At 62.8% G+C, this 17,449-nt stretch carries 14 protein-coding genes and 1 pseudogene; 7 read left to right on the top strand and 8 right to left on the bottom strand.

What is annotated here, in order from left to right; all coding sequences use genetic code 11:
- Positions 1-69: 69 nt before the first annotated feature.
- From QZ634_RS19750 to rffA, 7 genes are all read left to right on the top strand, one after another.
- Positions 70-1,941: a hypothetical protein gene (locus tag QZ634_RS19750; RefSeq protein ID WP_291991210.1), complete on the top strand. Its 1,872-nt coding sequence runs from the start codon at positions 70-72 to the stop codon at positions 1,939-1,941.
- Positions 1,942-2,196: 255 nt separating this feature from the next.
- A complete protein-coding gene (locus QZ634_RS19745; protein WP_291991209.1) occupies positions 2,197-3,183 on the top strand; it encodes a glycosyltransferase family 2 protein in 987 nt (328 codons plus the stop codon).
- Between the two features lie 421 nt (positions 3,184-3,604).
- The gene (locus QZ634_RS19740) at positions 3,605-4,312 is read left to right on the top strand and encodes a WbqC family protein (RefSeq protein WP_291991208.1); all 708 of its coding nucleotides are present in this window, start codon (positions 3,605-3,607) and stop codon (positions 4,310-4,312) included.
- 30 nt (positions 4,313-4,342) lie between these two features.
- Positions 4,343-5,560 carry an ATP-grasp domain-containing protein gene (locus QZ634_RS19735; protein WP_291991207.1) on the top strand — a complete coding sequence of 406 codons (1,218 nt, stop codon included), beginning with the start codon at positions 4,343-4,345 and terminating at the stop codon, positions 5,558-5,560.
- A gap of 22 nt (positions 5,561-5,582) precedes the next feature.
- Complete coding sequence (locus QZ634_RS19730) at positions 5,583-6,389, top strand: amidohydrolase family protein (RefSeq protein ID WP_291991206.1); 807 nt, start codon at positions 5,583-5,585, stop codon at positions 6,387-6,389.
- A 29-nt stretch (positions 6,390-6,418) separates the two neighbouring features.
- Positions 6,419-6,799, top strand: a complete 381-nt coding sequence (locus tag QZ634_RS19725; RefSeq protein WP_291991205.1) for an EamA family transporter — start codon at positions 6,419-6,421, stop codon at positions 6,797-6,799.
- Positions 6,800-7,024: 225 nt separating this feature from the next.
- Positions 7,025-8,164: a dTDP-4-amino-4,6-dideoxygalactose transaminase gene (gene rffA, locus QZ634_RS19720; protein WP_291991204.1), complete on the top strand. Its 1,140-nt coding sequence runs from the start codon at positions 7,025-7,027 to the stop codon at positions 8,162-8,164.
- Between the two features lie 55 nt (positions 8,165-8,219).
- On the opposite strand, the gene QZ634_RS19715 is transcribed toward rffA, so the two are convergent.
- The 8 genes and pseudogenes from QZ634_RS19715 to QZ634_RS19680 form a co-directional block, all read right to left on the bottom strand.
- Positions 8,220-9,674: a lipopolysaccharide biosynthesis protein gene (locus QZ634_RS19715; RefSeq protein ID WP_291991203.1), complete on the bottom strand. Its 1,455-nt coding sequence runs from the start codon at positions 9,672-9,674 to the stop codon at positions 8,220-8,222.
- 58 nt (positions 9,675-9,732) lie between these two features.
- Positions 9,733-10,515, bottom strand: a complete 783-nt coding sequence (locus tag QZ634_RS19710; protein ID WP_291991202.1) for a hypothetical protein — start codon at positions 10,513-10,515, stop codon at positions 9,733-9,735.
- A gap of 79 nt (positions 10,516-10,594) precedes the next feature.
- Positions 10,595-11,584 carry a polysaccharide deacetylase family protein gene (locus QZ634_RS19705; RefSeq protein ID WP_291991201.1) on the bottom strand — a complete coding sequence of 330 codons (990 nt, stop codon included), beginning with the start codon at positions 11,582-11,584 and terminating at the stop codon, positions 10,595-10,597.
- Positions 11,585-11,610: 26 nt separating this feature from the next.
- Positions 11,611-12,330, bottom strand: coding sequence for a class I SAM-dependent methyltransferase (locus QZ634_RS19700; protein ID WP_291991200.1), 720 nt, complete (start codon positions 12,328-12,330; stop codon positions 11,611-11,613).
- Between the two features lie 120 nt (positions 12,331-12,450).
- Positions 12,451-13,782 carry a putative O-glycosylation ligase, exosortase A system-associated gene (locus QZ634_RS19695; protein ID WP_291991199.1) on the bottom strand — a complete coding sequence of 444 codons (1,332 nt, stop codon included), beginning with the start codon at positions 13,780-13,782 and terminating at the stop codon, positions 12,451-12,453.
- The gene (locus QZ634_RS19690) at positions 13,775-15,154 is read right to left on the bottom strand and encodes a phenylacetate--CoA ligase family protein (RefSeq protein WP_291991198.1); all 1,380 of its coding nucleotides are present in this window, start codon (positions 15,152-15,154) and stop codon (positions 13,775-13,777) included. Before QZ634_RS19690 ends, QZ634_RS19695 begins: the two co-directional genes overlap by 8 nt.
- Positions 15,155-15,238: 84 nt before the next feature.
- Entirely contained in the window at positions 15,239-16,495 is a 1,257-nt protein-coding gene (locus QZ634_RS19685; protein ID WP_291991245.1) for a glycosyltransferase, read from the bottom strand.
- Between the two features lie 561 nt (positions 16,496-17,056).
- Positions 17,057-17,323, bottom strand: a pseudogene (locus tag QZ634_RS19680) (transglutaminase domain-containing protein); the annotation flags it as partial.
- Between the last annotated feature and the right edge of the window lie 126 nt (positions 17,324-17,449).

The following is a 17,449-nucleotide window of genomic DNA, read 5'->3' as shown; positions in this document are numbered from 1 at the left end:
TCCCGTGGCCAGCACGCCTGCCTGTGGCAGGCAAGCGCTGCACATGCGCCTATGAGTGGCTTCCCTGGCATGCCTCCGGGAAACGCCTGCCCGAACCGGGAGAGCGGCGTTGACTATGGCACGATCGCCCTGGCCGCGCTGCTGCAGTTTTTCCTCGTGGCCTACTCCTTCCCGCTTGGCGAACTGTTCAGCCAGACGCCCGTGCTTTTCAGCGATGCCGGCTACCATTGGTATCACATGAAGCTGGCGCTCGCCCTCGCCCGCGACGGCACGCAATGGGCTTACGATCCTTTTTTTGCGGCCGGACTGCCACGCGGGGTCTTCCTCGATCCCAGCGCACATTTCCCTGCAGCGCTTGCCGCCTTGTTCTCCCCAGCGATCAGCGAGGCTGTGCTGTACAAGATCTACGCCTTTGCCTCGGCGCTGCTGGCACCCATCAGCGTTCTGCTGGCGGCACGCCTGCTGGACCTGCCAAAGCGGCAAGCAATCGTCGCCATGGTATTTGCCACGCTGCTCTTCTGGACGTCGATGTTCCGCTGGTACTACACCCACGGAATGGTTTCCTTCGTCACCGCGGCCTACCTGGCCTTGCCATTTGCCGCCTTGTTCTTCCGCTACACCTGCGGACGCGGTGGCGGCTGGCTATTGAGCGGCACCGGCGCGTTTGGCGCGGTGGCGTTTTTCTACCACCCGCTTTTCCCCGTCCTCGCGGCAAGCTTGATTGGACCCTGGCTCATCGTATCGTTCCGGCTGACTGTATGGCGCCGCGTGCTGGCGGCGCTTACGGTCATTCCCTTGCTCAGCCTGCTCCCGAATTTGCCGTGGCTCGATGCCGTACAGGAATACAGCAAGGCGTTCCCCGTCGGCGATTTCATGGCTGCCTACCAGGCCAAGGTAGACCCTTCGAAGCTGTGGATGGAGCTGCTGGCACAGGGTGAGGGCTGCAAGGTGTACGCGCCGATCGCGCTGCTCGCGCTATGGGCCGCAATCAGGGAGAAAGGGCCTGCTGCGAGGCCCTTGGCGATCAGCTTCCTGTCAGCCGGTATCATCCTGCTCGTGTTTGCCGCGGTGGGTGCTGCGCTGCGCCCCTTGGCGTCCCTGCAACCGAATCGCTTTGCCGCAGCCGGCTACCTGTTCCTGACCATCCCGGCCGCATTCGGCTTCATGCGCGTCTGGCAGGCCTTGCGCTCTCCGACCCCCGCACTGCGTGCGACCGCCGTGTTGACGACCATCATGGTGGCCATTTCGACCAGCTATGCGGCGTACGAAGTCGCGCGCGAAGTTTCCTATGCAGACATCGGGCACGTCGGAAAGAAGCCGCCAATGGTGGACGGAGCCGGACCTTACACAGTCTGGCTGGAGGAATGGCTGCGACGGCACACGGACGAATCGTCGCGCATCCTGTTCGAGGTTTCGCTGCCCCGCCTCTATGACGGCGGCAGGGTAATCGGCTATCTGGCGCTCCAGACCCAACGCGAGTTCATCGGCGGCCCCTACCCTTACATGCACGCGGCGAGCTTCCAGGACGGACAGGCCTTCGGCAAAGCGCTGGGCGACCTGCCCAGCGGCCTTTTTGCCGCCTATCTGAGGCTGTATAACGTCGGCTGGATCATCGCCAATACCCCGACCAATAAGGACTACATCGATGCCCTGCCCGGGGTGGACGCGGTGGCCAACAATGGATCATTCAGGATCTATCGAGTGGTCGGCCACGACGCCAATTTCTTCCTCAAGGGGCAGGGCACGATCAGTCATCGTGAACACAACCGGGTCGTGGCGACGAATGTCAGCGGACCTGCGATCGTCCTTAAATACCATTATCACGAGCGACTTCAGATCGACCCTCCGGCCCGGATGTATCCGGTTCAGAGCGATCTGGACCCCATCCCATTCATTGGTATCGACGATCCGCCCGCGGAGTTTACGATCTCGATTCGGTAGCTGCACGCCTCTTCCTTTGCCGACCAGACGTGGCGTACACGGCGATGCCATTCGCCGCTTGAGCACCGGGCGCGGTTTTTCCAGACAAGCGGCGAAGTTCTCTCACAAAAGCGTGAGTTACTGCGCAAGTCCTTCCCTCCACAAACGGTATCATTCGCAACAATGCTCCCCGGAAACGCGCCCGAATCGATACGTTCCAACCGGAGATTACCTTGCAGCTGGCTGCGCCACTGCCCACCCTGGAGAGACCGTGCCATGCCCCCCGCTACCCTGATCGCTCCGAGCGCGCTTCCCACGAACGGCCTCTCCAACCGGACACGGCCGCAGATCAGCTTGATATCGACGATGTACCGGTCGCGCCCGTTCCTTGAGGAGTTCCTTGCCAGCTGCCTGGAAGCGCTGCGGCAGATACAGATTGAAGACTTTGAAATTGTCCTGGTCAACGATGGCTCACCCGACGACTCCCTGGAGTATGTCCTGGGACGACGGCAGGATATCCCGCGACTGGTCATCGTTGACCTGTCGCGCAACTTCGGGCACCACCACGCCTTGCAGGCGGGACTGCAGCATAGCCGAGGCGACCTGGTTTTTGTGATCGACTGCGATCTTGAGGTTTCTCCGATGACCCTGCCGGCTTTCCACCAGAAGCAGCAGGAGAGTGGCTGCGACCTGGTCTTTGGCTACCAGGAATCGCGCAAGGGCAGCTGGTTCGAAAAGATCAGCGGCGGCCTTTTCTGGAAAGGCTTCAACCTGCTCAGCGAAACCAAGATTCCCGAGAGTATCGTCACCGAGAGAATCATGACGCGCCGTTTTGTCGATGCCCTCTTGCAGATGGGCGACCGCAACCTGTTCCTGGGCGGCATGATGAGCTGGACCGGCTTCGCGCAAGTCGGTCTGGTCGTGGAAAAGAAGCAGCGCAGCGGCGAGAGCACCTACACGCTGATGAAACGCATCGAACTGATGCTCAATGCTGTGAGCTCATTCTCGTCACAGCCGCTGGTATGGCTATTCAACGTCGGCGCTGCGATCACCGCGACCAGCGTTTCCTACGTCCTTTATCTGATCGCCAGAAAACTCCTGTGGGGCGACACCCTGCTGGGTTTCACCTCGGTGATGGCATTGGTGGCCATCAGCCTTGGCATTCTGACGACTGCCATCGGCATCGTCGGCATCTACCTCGGCAAAGTGTTCAACCAAGTCCAGAACCGACCAACCTACATTGTCAAGGATATCCATCGCTAGTGTCGCGTTGCACGCAACATGAAACCTACGAATTCCAAGGACGGCAAGGTTTCAAGCCGCTGTCCGGCTTACTGCAAGTCTCGTCGGAAAAGCGGCGCCACAGCAGCCCGCGGGTCGTTGCGAGGAGGCGTAGCCGACGTGGCAATGCAGAGGTCTTGTTTTTTGCCTGGCCGATGTGGCGCACAAGGAGTCAGAGAATGGAACTGGATTGCCGCGTCGGCCACGCCTCCTCGCAATGACAGTGGCTGGGGAGTGCTGGCCCGGATTTGGCGACCAGGCCAGAGGTATGGAGTGCGCGAAATCCAACCGCCACACGGGTTCACGCGGCTGCCAGGGCCGCTGAAGGTCTCATCAAGAATGCAGGACTAGGCTAGAAGGGGAGTCGCGACACCATGTACCAGCACCATGCGGGCTATCGAAAATGAAAAAGGTCGCCATTCTCCAGTCCAACTACATCCCCTGGAAAGGCTATTTCGACATCATCAACGAAGTCGATTTGTTCATTTTTTACGACGACGTTCAGTACACCGCGCGCGACTGGCGTAACCGCAACAGGATCAAGACCCCACGCGGAGCCGAATGGCTTACCGTGCCGACCGACGGCAGCCGGGAAAAGCTGATTTGTGACGTGCGACTGCTAGACCCCCGGTGGCAGGAGATCCATTGGAAGTCGCTGCAGCAGTGTTATGGCAAGGCCCCGTTCTTCGCGTCTGCGCAACCCCTGCTCGAAGAGATTTATCGGGGTCAGCGGTGGACTCACCTCTCCCAGTTGAACCAGCATCTCATCACGCGAATTGCGCGCGACATGCTTGGTATATCGACCGAGTTTGCCGACTCGAGGGTCTATTCCGCGACCGGCAGCAAGCAGGACCGGATCGTTGAATTACTCGAAAAATCCGCTGCAAGCTCGTATCTTTCCGGACCCGCAGCCAAGAGCTACATCGACGAAGCGCTCTTCGCGGACAAGGGAATTGAACTGACCTGGCACGATTACGCGGGTTACCCCGAGTACCGTCAGTTCCACCCGCCGTTCGAGCATGGTGTAAGCATCTTCGACCTCTTGTTTCATACCGGTTCAGATGCGCCATGGCACATCTGGGGATGGCGAGATGCGGCGCCGCGATCCTAGAACGCAGCCGCTGCCCCGGCGAGTGGCCGGATGAAGCCCAAGCTCCTCCACGTCCTCGGGGCTGGTCCCTGGCAGGTGCCCACGGTGCGCCTCGCGAAGAGCATCGGATACCGGGTTCTGGTGACCGACGTCTTCGCCGAGCGGCCAGCCTATGCACTCGCCGACTTTCACGAGGTAGTGGACATCACCGACCTGGAACGTACCCTGAAAGCTGCGATCGACCACCGGATCGATGGGATTCTCTGTGACACCACCGATGTCGGCGTACCGACGGCGGCTTTCGTTGCCGAGCGCCTCGGTCTTCCGGGTATCGGCTACGAGACGGCGCTCAATTTCACCAACAAGGGTCGCATGCGTCAGTTCACCGAGAACGCCGGGCTGGTTGTTCCCCGCTACCGCGTGATCTCCTCGCCCGTTGCCCTGAGAAATGCGGCCAGCGAAATGGCTTACCCGCTGATCGTCAAGCCGGTGGACAACCAGTCCGGGCGCGGGGTAAGCCGAGTCAGCAACGACAGCGGCCTTGAAGCGGCCTTTCAACTGGCAAAAAGCTGCTCGCGTTCGGGAGACGTGCTGATCGAGGCCTGCGTTGCCGGCCACGAGATCATTGTCGACGGGTTTGTCGTGTCCGGCCAGCCGAAGATCCTCGGAGTTGCCGACAAGGAGCCGTATCCCGATGCCGTGACCGTGTCAGCGCGGATTCATTATCCCGACGGAGCACGCCGACCCGACTTCGACCGTATTCAAGCAGCGACCAGTGCCACGCTGTCGGCGCTGGGCCTGCTGAATGGTGTGTTTCACGCGGAGTTCATCGTCAATGCCGGGGACGTTGTGCCAATTGACGTCGCGGCACGTGGCGGCGGTTGCATGATCTATTCGCACCTTATCCCGCACGTCTCGGGGATTAACGTCATGCGGGCGATGATCGAGCTGGCGATGGGCGATTTCCCGGCCATCGAACCTGCGACGGTACCCCGGGCGGCGAACATCGAGTTCATCCGCATGCCCCCCGGCAGGCTTGCCGAAATTATCGGCGTCAACGCAGCCGCGGCGCTTCCCGGCGTCGCGGCGGTTCATTTCAACGTGCAGGTCGGCGAGCAGATCGGCGCCCTCGACGACAAGGACTGTCGTCCCGGCTACGTCGTCGCCCTGGCCACTACGGCGGCACAGGTGATCGATGTTTCGCGGCGGGCGAAGTCGCTGCTCAGCGTCCGCATGGATGGCACGGCCGGCCCGGTGGCCGTGTTCTGATTGACCAGGAGGAAAAACCAACATGCAATTCTTTGATTCGCTGACCCATGTCACCCGCGACGGCAGCTGGTGTGGAGAGAAACGGTACGACGCGTCACTGGGCAAACTGCTCACGGACATGGACGAAGGCGGTGTGCACCGTGCCTGCCTGGTGGCCATCGCCGACTATGTTGACAACGAGGTCATCATCGAGTCGGCGCGCGCGTATCCCGACCGCTTCGTACCCATTGCCGGCCTAAACCCGCGCAGCTTGCCGACATTGCGCAGGGTGGAAGCGGCAGTCGCTGAACTGGCAACGCAGGGCTTTGCCGGAATCAAGTTGCACCCGCGACTGAACGACTACGACCCCCTCGATCCGAAATGCATCGCGGCCATCGATGCCGCCGCCGAGCACGGGCTGGTGATCCTGCTCGACACCCTTTTTCGCCGCCGCGGTCTGGCGACGACCAACGCTCCGGACAGCATCGACTACATTGCCAACGCCTGCCCGGACACGCGCATCCTGCTACTGCACGCCGCCGGGCCGTCGATGCTCGACCTGTTCGAGATCGTGCGCGCCAACCCCAAGCTGATGCTGGACTTCTCGTTTACCATCATGCGTTACGCAGGAAGCCGCCTCGACGAGGACATGCGCTACCTGTTCGCGACAACCGACCAATTGATCACGATTGGCTCCGACTTTCCCGAGTATTCTCCAAGAACGATTCTGGAACGTTTCAAGCGGCTCAGTGAAGGGATCGAAAGCCATCGTATCGAGAACATCATGTACCGCAACCTGGAACGATTGTTCGCTGACTACAAAGTTAAGACACCCGCGAACGAGGCCTAGCCAGACACGATTCACGAAGGACGAAACCCATGCCGGCCCGCTTTGATTTCGCTGGACATACCTACATTGCGCTGACCCTGCTGTTTACGGTTTACGGCCAGTTGGTGCTCAAATGGCAGATGGGCGACGTCGGTCCACTGCCCCCGGGCACCGGCGGCAAGCTCTGGTTTCTGCTGCAGCAATTTCTCAACCCGTGGATCATGACCGGCTTCGCTTCGGCATTCCTCGCGTCGCTGGCGTGGATGGCGGCCATGACTCGCTTCGACCTGAACTACGCCTACCCCTTCATGAGCCTGGCGTTCGTCATCGTCATGGTCTTCTCGGCGCTGTTCCTCGGTGAACAGGTCACGCTGCAGCGACTGTTGGGCACCCTGATGGTCGTCGGCGGCCTGATCGTCATGACGCGCTGATGGTCCTCAGCCAGCCCTCTGCGCAACGCCGAGTTCTCGTGCCGGTAGCGATGGATGCTGAAGCGTCGATCACCTGCCAGGGAAGGCCCACGGAATCGAACACAGGACCCGCAACCGTGCTGTGCGGGACCGGGGCTAGCGGTCTTGAGGCACGCGCCGCCGTTCCTGGAGCTTCGGGTGCCCACTGTGACCCTGTCATGAAGAACCCCTGAGGAGCAGAGTTCAATGATTCCCTTCAACAAGCCTTATATGACCGGCAGGGAGTTATGGTATATCGCGCAGGCCCACGCCGCAGGGCAGTTGGCCGGCGACGGCGCGTTCACCCTGAAATGTCATGCCTGGCTCGAAGCCAGAACCGGTGCCCACAAGGCGCTACTGACGCATTCCTGCACTGCGGCGCTGGAGATGGCCGCCATTCTGGCCAACCTCCAGCCCGGCGACGAAGTGATCATGCCTTCCTACACCTTCGTGTCCACCGCCAACGCTTTCGTCCTGCGTGGCGCGGTACCGGTTTTCGTCGATATCCGTGCCGACACATTGAACATTGACGAAACCAGGATCGAAGCCGCGATCACAGAGAGAACCCGAGCCATCGTCCCCGTTCATTACGCCGGCGTCGCCTGTGAGATGGACACCATCATGGACATCGCCAGACGCTATGGTCTGGTCGTGATCGAGGATGCGGCACAGGGGATCATGTCCGCCTACAAGGGCCGCCCCCTGGGTTCCATCGGAGACTTGGGCGCGCTCTCTTTCCACGAGACCAAGAACATCATCTCGGGTGAAGGTGGCGCTCTCCTGGTCAACAACACAGGCCTCGCCGAGCGAGCGGAAATCATTCGCGAGAAAGGGACCAACCGTGCGCGTTTCTTTCGCGGCCAGGTTGATAAGTACACCTGGATCGACGTGGGCTCGTCCTACCTCCCTTCCGAACTGGTGGCCGCCTTTCTCTACGCCCAGATGGAAGAGGCCGAGACGATCACGCGACAGCGACTGGCGATCTGGAATTCCTACCACCAGTGGTTTGCAGACATCGAGAACAAGGGAGCCGTGCGCCGCCCGGTCGTGCCGGCCCACTGCTCGCACAATGCTCATATGTACTACCTGCTGCTGCCAGGGCTGGAGCAGCGTGGGACCTTCATCGAGGAACTGAGGAAAAACGGCATTCAGTCGGTTTTTCACTACGTACCTCTGGATCGCGCGCCCTGCGGGCAACGCGTCGGGCGGGTGCACGGCGAGTTGACAAACACCTGGGATCTCTCCGACCGCCTGGTTCGTCTGCCCCTATGGATCGGTGTGGACGAACATCAGCCCGGTATCGTTCAGGCCGCCATCGCCGCTGCCCTGCTGAAACAGGCCTCGTGACCCCTGCTGACGGCGGTCGCCAGCAGGGCACCCAATCACGCCAGACAGCGACTGCTTAGCGACCCGCTCGCAGCAGAACCCTGGCTTGCCCAAACAGCTTGCAGACTTCCAGCCAGAAAGGATGACGCAGAACCCGCAGTGCGGCGAGCCAGGCAATGGGCGTGGCAACGCTGCCAGCCGCGAAGAAAACAACGAAGTTCTCTTCGTTCTGGCCAACGGCGATTGCGGCCAGCGCGACCGGCGTCACCGAGATGATGGTCACCAGGACACTGGGCAGACAGGCGCTGATCATGGCGGGGAAACGCAGGCCAATGATGCGGTGCAAGAAACGATGCGAAACGATGGCCCCCCCGAGCGCTGCGGCGACCAGCCCGTAGCACAGTCCGGTGAGCCCGAACGGGAAGACGAGGAGCAGGCCGAGCAGACGCAGACCCTGGAGCGGAATCTGCAGACGGCTGCTCTGGTCCACTCGTCCCTCGGCCATCATGACCTCGGAGGCGAGCAGGTAGGGGAGTTCAAGAATCGCCGCGACACACAGGATCTGCGCCAGGGGGACCGATTCCGTCCATTGCGGCCCATACAGGAGGCGGACCGCCGAATAGGCGACAATGCCGACATAGAGCATGAAGGGCCAGCCGATCCCGGTGAGCAGCGTGGCCACGCGCAGATAAACAGTGCTCGTCCCTTGCTGCTCGCGCGCCGCCTGCGAGAAATACGGCAGGCATACCTGCATGATGGAGCGCATGAACAGGCGGTTGAAAATCTCCATCAGGCCGTTGGCGCGGCTGTAGAACGCAGCACCGGCCATGTCCAGCGCGCGCCCGATCACCGCCTCCGGCGCATTCTTGCCCACCTGCCCCAGCAGGTAGATGCCGCTGGCGTGTTTGCCGAAATGGATCACGTCGCGCATCCCCCTGAGCGCTGGCCACGCCGGGAAGTCCCGGGGACGCATGACGATGGAGACGGCAACAGAGACGATGACCCCCGCCAGTCCCGACCAGGCAAGGCTCATGTAGCTCAAACCTGCCAGGGCCGCGCCGACCGCAACGATGAAGCTGGTAATGTTGGCCAACAGGCCGGCAATGAAGATCGGCCGATAGTTGAGCTGCCGCCTGAAATACGCCATGGTCACCGCACCGAAGGGGATGAGCACGAAGTTGATGGCCTGAATGCGCATCACGTCGGCGATTCCGGCCTGCCGGTAAAAATCGGCAACGGCACCGCTGGAGGCGAACAGGGCGCCGGCCATCAGCCACGACACGGCGATGTTGGCCGCGAAGGCGGAACGTATCTTGTCGTCGGTGAGATTTTTCTCCTGGATCAGGTATTCGGCGACGCCGAAGTCGCGAAAAGTGCTGGCCAGCGCCGCCAGCACCGCCGCCACGGCAAAAATTCCGATCTCGGTTGGCGTCAGCAGGCGCGAGATGAGCAGCGTGCTGGCCAACTGCAAGGCCACACCCACATAACTGTCCGCCAGCGAGAAAGCAAGCGAGCGACGAACGGAACTCAAGAGGATTCCCGCAACGGTGAGCGATCCACGCTTGACTCCTCGGTCACCCTCGGCACAGTCACCGTGTCGCACTCCCGGCACTCCCGGCACTCCCGGCACTCCCGGAACCCCGGGATTTCTCGCCAGGCGTTGCCTCGGACTCGGCGCTCGCATCGCCAGTGTCGGAAAGCTCGCTCGCCTCGGGCTGCGCGGCAACCGCGTCCGGACGGCTGCCGAGCACCCGGTATTGCTCGCGCAGGACCCTGGACCCTGGTGCGTATTCCAGGCCCTTCTTGACCAGCTTTCGTGCTTCCGCCGTCTTGCCGACCTTGATCAGATACTCGGCCCAATGCGAATAAGCCGGCCAGTAATCACGCTTGAGCGCTCTCGCCTTGGCGAACGATTTGTCGGCGTCACGGGGGCGCGAGAGGAGCAACTCCACCTCGCCGACGCGGGTGTGGATTTCCGGCAGCAAAACGAAATTGGCGGCGGCGTACCTGAGCACGAAATTGTAGTCGTCGAGGACGCTCCCCAGCAGATGTTGGCGCATTTGCGGGGCGGTGCCGCTGCGCATGGCGCGCTGCATGTTGATCTGTCCCCAGCAGTAATGGTGCATGGCCCAGAAGGTCTTGCCCATCATCCCCACCCAGCGTTGCGCCGCTGGCGAGGGAGCATCCGGTGTGCCGCTGTTCCCGTAGCCCTGCGTATCACGGCAATAGCTTGGCGCGAGAGACATTTCCGCCTGCGTTTCATTCATCGGCTGCATGGCGAACGTCGCCGTGGACGCGAGCACCAGAACAGACGACAGGCTGCCGACGAGGAAGCGGGAAAGGGGATTCCAGAACTTCGAATAGCTGAACATTATCGTTTTCTCTCCATGGTGTTGGCGTTCCCCGTCATTTGCGGCGCGACCCGCGCCTGGCCCTTTTCGGGCACCGGCTTCAGGTGGACCCCGCAAGCTCATAGCGGGTGTGGCTCTGATGCATCAGCAGGCGCGTTGCCCAGGTCCCCAGGGAACGCCCCCAGGGGGTAAACCTCGGCAACTCGAAGAGGCCGTCGCCAACACGGGCAACACCGGGCGCGGTGCTCACCGCGGCGCGAAAACCGAGGCGGCGCAGCAAGGCGACGTGGCTCTGGTCGTAGTCACGCATCGGCTTCCCGTTGGGGTAGGCAAAGAGCTCGACCGGAGCGTCGATGATCTCCTGCAAGCGCTCGCGCCCGCTGCTGATCTCGCCTTCGGCCTGCGCCGGCGTCAGGGTCGTCAGGATCGGGTGGTTCACCGTGTGCGCGCCGATTTCCATCCCTGCGCGATGCAGCTCGCGAACCTGCTCGGAGCGCATCATCAAATCCTCGGGAAGAGCCGGCACGCCGCTCGCCGCCAGGAGCCGGGAAATCGCCTCTTCGCGTTCACCGAGGGTAAGGTACTTGATCGCCGACAGCAGCGTGAGAATCGCCGCCGTCCTCTCTTGCGGGCCGGCCAGAGAACAGCGCCCCTGCTCCAGGAAATCCAGATCGAGCTCGCTCTTGGCGCAGGCGCGAACGATTTCGATCACTGAATCGTTCCACATCCGACCGCCGTCGAGGAAGCCGCTGGAGACGAAAAAACTGGCCACCAGGCCACAGCGCTGCAGAATCGGCAAAGCCACCTGCGCATTGTCCGCATAGCCATCGTCGAAAGTGATGACCAGCGCGCGGGGCGGCAATGTGCCCCGTTCCAGACCAGCGACGGCGTCGGCAAGCGAAAGGACACGGAAACTGCGGGCGACAAAGCCCATCAGGCGTTCAAATTGCGCGGCATCGATCTCTTGCGGAAAAAGCGCGTCGGGGCGGGCGTGGACGCGATGAAAGATAAGGATCGACAGGCGCGGCGTGGTCAGGCGATGCAAGAGTCCGAACGCGCTCCGGGTGGCGCCGGCGAGCAGCGTGTCCACGACACCTCCTGCAGGTTTGGCGGGAGTCAACGGGGCAGCCCGGGCTTGCGCAGGGTGACCAGAATCCAGCCGCGCAGAAAGCGCAAGGCCTCGAAACGGCTGATCAATTTCTCGTAGCACGTGCCGACGAAGAAAAGGGCGCCGTTGAACATCAGGTAGTTCGGGTACTGGCTCAGGTACTTGAAAGACGCGATCTCCAGCCCTGCCGACGCCGCCAGACGTTCGACATCGCCCCTGGTATTGGTCCGGTAAGCGGTCGGGAAGGTGTCCTCCTCTTCGCGCCCCTCGACCATCTTGACAATCCGGGCGTGGAAGCGGTTGGGAACCAGGCGCGCGACCACGGTTCCGTAATCCCACATGTTGGCGGTCAGGAAGACCACCTCCCCGCCCGGACGCAGGATACGCGCGAACTCCCGGTACACCGACGCCGGGTCGGTGAGATGCTCGAAAACACTGCGCGACATGATCAGATCGACGCTGGCATCGGGCACGGGGATCTTGGCAAGGTCGGCATTGTGCGTTTCGATACCCGGCGGGACATCGGTAAAACTGACCAGCTCGACGCCAATCAGCGTCTTCGCCCGGCCAAGAAACTTTCTCAGGACGGGAACCGTGCGCCCGCAGCCCGCGTCAAGGAGAGTCGCGTCGGGGGTCAGGAGTTTCTCGACATGCTCCTCATAGACGCGATACGGATGGACGCTGTCGGCGTAGTACTTGCGGTGCAGGGTGTCGGCTAGTTTGGTCATTTTGATTTTGGCTTCAGGTTTACAGTGAAAAGCGGGTCAGCGACGCGAACCCCCATCGCCCGCCGCCAAGGCCGCAGCCTGAGGTAACGGGGAGGCAATCTGGGCACGCACAATGGCAGATCACTGCCTGCTCGCAGTAAGGGGCAATGGTGGCGGAGCCGTTGCGCTGGTTGCCGCGGCGGCCTGCCCGCCTTTCCGCTCACGCACCGTAGCGTCGGCAAGCACCACGATACCAAGAATGTAATAGCTGACATCGAAATGGGCCAGACTCAGAAAAGCCCCCCCGACGCTGTAACCGGCGATACTGACCTGCACCATGCGCATCAGAAGTGGTAGCCAGTCCGCATACTCGGGATCTTCCTTGCTTTCCCGGGCAAGCCTCCCGGCCATTTTCCAGGCAGTGATGCCGAGCAGCAGATAGAGCGCCAGCCCGGGGAAGCCATGTTCCCCGAGCATCTGGAAATAGATGCTGTGAGCGACATAGACGTTGCCATCGAGATTGTGGCCAAGGCCTTCCGCGGGGGCATAGATCGCAAACACCTGCGGCGTATCGACAACGAATCCACCGCCCACCAGCGGCCGGTCGAGGGCCAACGCCCACAGCGTTTTCCAGGTGTAGATGCGCGACATCGCCGAACCATCGTCCTCGTAGTTCTCGATGCTCTTCATCCGCCCGGTCCACGAATCGGGCATGAACATGACCGCCATCGCCACCGTCAGGGCGAGCACGAAGGTGGTCAGAACCGGGCGGCTGCTTTTCAGGCCGAGGAAGGTCGCCATGGCCAGCAGGGCAAGCAGGGCGCCGCGCGATTGCGAGCCCAGGATGCTCAGGGTGATGGTCACGAAGCAGACCAGAAGGCCGAGACGAACCACACGGCGAGTGGCCATCTTGTACAGGTAGTGGAAGAAGGGAAGCAGCATCACCAGCGCCAGGCCAAGCGCATTGTTATCGGCCGCCATGCCGCCGTCGGGCCCATAGACGCGCCCGCCGCCACCGGTGAGCACGGTCCATACGCCGCCCTTGACGCCGTAGAAGCCGATCGACAGCGCGATGACCCAGATCAGACGCTCGATTTGCTCGCGCCCACGGATCAGCATCAGGGTCACGAACAGCATGAGGTGGATCTTGACCACGAAAACCCAGCGGTCGAGAACCACCTGCGGCGCGTTGATGGCAAAGAAGCTGGTGATGGTCATCCAGAAGATCAAGACCAGGTAGACCACGGTCACCGCGTTCACCGGAAACGGACGGCGCTCTTTCGAAAAGAGGAAGGCGACCAGCGTGGCGATCGCCACCATCTGACCGAAGGGCATCGTGCGCGCAAACCCGTAGGCGGCGCGGTGCGGAATCATCATTGAAATCCACGCCCAGACATAAACGCCGAGACGGGGACTGCGCAGGATGAATGGCAGCAGGCCAATGACGATTGCCGTGATCACGAGGTCACGCACGGCTCCCCTCCTGCACTGGCATGCCGGCCTTGACCTGGCTGATGACGTAGCGGAACTTCCCGGATGACTCGTTGGCGATCTCGGCGACTCGCTCGACCCGGATATCGACCCTGGCGCCCAGGCGTCCCTTGAAATCCCGGATGATCCGCTCCTCGCCGGCAGGGTCAAAAGCGGGCCCGGTGACGAGTTTGACGACCGTCTGGTCGATCGATATCTGCTCGATGCGGAAACGTTCGACGCCGGGCAGGTCGCGGACGGTGTAGATCAGAGCCAGGCCGTGCATCACCGTGCCGTCCTGGGCGACGACGAAGTCGGTGGTCCGGCCCTGCACCTCTTCGAGCACCGGCAGCCCGCGGCCACAGGGACAAGGCTTGTCGCCGAGGATACCGACATCGCCGGTGCGGTAGCGAACAAAGGGGAAATCCGCCGTCCCGAGGTGGGTGACGACGATTTCGCCAGCCTCGCCGCGCGCGCTGGGCGCGCCGTCCGGACGAACGGTCTCGACGATGATGTCCTCGGCGCTGATGTGCAAGCTGCCCGACGGGCACTCGTGGGCGATGAAACCCGCGTCGCGGGCGCCGTAGCCGTTGGCCACGGGACAGCCAAAGACCTCGCTGATCACCGCCCGCTGCTCGTCATAGAGCTTTTCGGAGGTCACGAAAGCGACCTTGATTCCCAGGCTGCTCATGTCGATGTTCTTCTCACGAGCGTGCATGGCAATCAGCGAAAGGCTCGACGGGTAACCGAAAAGCATGGCCGGACGAGTCGCACGGATGGTATCCACGAAACGGTCGAGGTTGGCCGGGGACATTTCGAAGGCGGGCAACAAATGGCTGCGCATGAGCCCGTCGCGCAGGCGACGGATACGGTCCTGCGCGCCCAGTTCGACCGGACTTCCCCAGACCACCAGTTCGCGGTCACCGATGTCCACGTCCCACCAGCGGGTTGCCCGCCACTTGGCCGCCACGTCGTGACTCTTGCGCCCCTTGCCCATGAAGAAGATCAGCGGCTCGCCCGACGACCCGCCGGTGTTGTAGCGCGTCAGCGGGCCGTGCCCGTCGGCCTTGAGGCGCTCGACGTTGGCCCGGATGTCCGGCTTGTCGAGCAACGGCAACGCGGTCAGGGCGTCGCTGGAGCGTACCGACTGCGGGTCGAAGCCGCGTTGCCGGAACATCTCCCGGTAATAGGGAACACGCTGCCCGATGTCGACCAGGAACTCGCGCAGGCGCCGGTCGCGTTGGCCGGCGAGTTGCTCCGCAGACCACCACTGGCTTTCTTCCAGGCGCACCCGCAAGGCCAGCGAAGCGTGTCCCTTGATCCGCTCGTGCAGCGGAAACAGGAAGCGCGAACAGATTGCCGTATACAAGCTCACGCTCGCCTCCTGACGATGACGGTGTCGTGCACCCTGCGGCACGCCATCGCCAGCCACAGGCCGGCTGCGCAGCGGCGGCAGGGCTCAGCCATTCGTTTCCAGCCGCCGGCTGCTCGCCCCGACGGCAGCAGGCACGGAGCGCGCCAGTGCGCGGAACTCCGTCACCAGCACGGCGACGCGACTGTCCCATGTATTCGCCGCTGCGTAGTCGCGAAGCCGCTGACGGTCCCAATGGCGATCAAGCGCCTCCGCCAGTGCCTGCGTCAGCGCCCCGGCGTCGGCGAAGGGCACGATGCTTCCCAGATGCGGAGCGCTCACCACTTCCGCGTTGCCGCCGACATCGGTGGTCACCACGGGCAAGCCGCAGGCCATCGCCTCGAGGAAGACGTTGGCCCAGCCCTCGTTGCTCGTGGCGAGCACGAAGACGTCGGCCGCCGATAGCGGCCAGCGCAGTTCGGCCGCTGGCAAGGCACCGAGAAAATGGACGACGCCGTCCAGGCCCAGCGACGTCACCTGTTGTTTCAGGCGCGCACCGATATCGCCTTCCGGGCTCGGTCCGCCAACCACCAGGTAGCGCAAGCCGGGAAAGCGCTCGCGCAAGGCGGGCAGGCAGTCGATCACCCGGTGAAAACCCTTGCGTTCAACCAGGCCCCCGGCCGATACCAGCACCGGCGCATCGAGCGGAAGGCCCAGCCGGCTGCGCGCTGCGGCTTGCTCTTCGGGGAAGAAGCAGGCCAGGTCGACGCCATTGCCGACGACGCGGATGCGGTTCGTGTCAGCCCCCAGCTCGCCGGCATGCCGACGCAGCGAGTCGGACACCGAGAACACGCGCGACGCACCGTTCAGCGCGGCGACGATTTTCCGGCGCCGTACCGGATCGGCCGAAAGCGAGACTTCGCTGCCGCGCATGGTAATCGTCACCGGCAGGCCGAGCCATCGACCGAGGAGCACCGCGGCGTGCCCGCAAGGGTAGGCGAAATGGGCATCGATGATGTTCACGGGAGCCTCTCGCCTGAGCCGCTGCAGGAGCCGCAGGCAAGCGAGCGCGATAAAGAAACTATCCAGCCCGCGGAACAGGCCAGGCACCGAAAAATAGCGTGGCAGCAGGATCCGGATACCCTCCTGCACCTCGGCTCGCGGTGCCGGAGGGCGGTAGTTCGGAACGAAGCAGCGAATCAGCCCCTGCAGCGGGAACCACGGAACCGGGACGACGACGGTCATCGGCAGCTCGGCGGCGACACGAAACATGCGTGCCCGGATGAACATGCCCGCGCCGGGGGTGCCACTGTGGGGAAAGAGGTTGGTCAACACCACGAGGTGTGGCTGCAGCGCACCAGGCAACTCGCTTGCCCTTCGCCGCTGACCGGGCTCGCCAGCGGGCCGGCTTTCGCCGCTTCCCGTCACGCGCCCTTGTGGCGCCGGCAACGAGGAACGTCGCGCCTGGCAGCGACCGAGCAGCGAGACCAGCAGCGCCAGTAGCGCCGCGATCACCAGACCGCCAACGATCAACAGGTGCACGCGCACACGCTGCAAAGCCTCGACGAGCAGACGATTGCCCGGCTCCTCGATGATTCGGATGGGCGGATACACCCCCTGGGCGATGCCACCGAGTTGCTCGAGCGATCGCGAGACGCTTCCGAACGTACGCACCAGCGGCGCGCGATCGTAGGAGAAGACGTTGTTGCCCCACACCATGTACCATTGGCCGAGGCCTTGCCGATAGTACTCCCACGCTTTCTCCTCGATGACGAAGCCGGGTCGAGCGGCGGGGTCCAGTCGCGCAATGCGCAATGACGAGGGGTCTTCGCGCAGCGCCCGGCGAAATTCAAGCGCCGACAGCGGCACGCCCTCCGGGCCAAGGAAATAGTTGTTGTTGAAGATGCCCACCAGTTGCCAGCGACCCAGTTGCCGGTTCCAGATCTCCGGCCAGGTGTGGCCATGGCCACCGAAACCGTCGAAGGAAAAGGCCCAGGCGCGTACCGGAAGGCCGGCAGCGATGGCCAGCCCGACGAAAGCGCGCACGAAATCGCCGCAGTAGCCTTGTCCCTGGGTGACGATGCTGCGGTGGGTTTGCCGCAGGTCCGCCTGAATCGCGCCGCCCGACAGGACCGGACTCGATCCGAGCAGGTGCCGGCTGATGGCCAGCGCCCGCTCCCAGTCCGAAGACATCTCCTTCAGCCCGAGACGATCGACGACGTCGGCAAACTCCGGGTAGGGTGCCCCGCGCTCGAGCATGAAGTCGGCCGGAACGTTCGCCGGCGTCCAGTTGAAGTCGGTTTCGCCGCGCTGGCCACG

Source organism: Candidatus Accumulibacter sp. ACC007 (assembly GCF_907163205.1).
GTDB classification, from domain to species: Bacteria; Pseudomonadota; Gammaproteobacteria; order Burkholderiales; family Rhodocyclaceae; genus Accumulibacter; species Accumulibacter regalis.
The sequence above is the reverse complement of the archived record's forward strand: the minus strand, read 5'-3'. Positions and strand labels throughout refer to the sequence as shown.

Excerpts from the sequence above, each read along its gene's own strand:
- QZ634_RS19725 (WP_291991205.1), top strand. The coding sequence starts at position 6,419 with ATGCCGGCCCGCTTTGATTTCGCTGGACATACCTACATTGCGCTGACC.
- QZ634_RS19710 (WP_291991202.1), bottom strand. The coding sequence starts at position 10,515 with ATGTTCAGCTATTCGAAGTTCTGGAATCCCCTTTCCCGCTTCCTCGTC.
- QZ634_RS19700 (WP_291991200.1), bottom strand. The coding sequence starts at position 12,330 with ATGACCAAACTAGCCGACACCCTGCACCGCAAGTACTACGCCGACAGC.
- rffA (WP_291991204.1), top strand. The coding sequence starts at position 7,025 with ATGATTCCCTTCAACAAGCCTTATATGACCGGCAGGGAGTTATGGTAT.
- QZ634_RS19740 (WP_291991208.1), top strand. The coding sequence starts at position 3,605 with ATGAAAAAGGTCGCCATTCTCCAGTCCAACTACATCCCCTGGAAAGGC.
- QZ634_RS19730 (WP_291991206.1), top strand. The coding sequence starts at position 5,583 with ATGCAATTCTTTGATTCGCTGACCCATGTCACCCGCGACGGCAGCTGG.
- QZ634_RS19745 (WP_291991209.1), top strand. The coding sequence starts at position 2,197 with ATGCCCCCCGCTACCCTGATCGCTCCGAGCGCGCTTCCCACGAACGGC.
- QZ634_RS19750 (WP_291991210.1), top strand. The coding sequence starts at position 70 with ATGCCTCCGGGAAACGCCTGCCCGAACCGGGAGAGCGGCGTTGACTAT.
- QZ634_RS19735 (WP_291991207.1), top strand. The coding sequence starts at position 4,343 with ATGAAGCCCAAGCTCCTCCACGTCCTCGGGGCTGGTCCCTGGCAGGTG.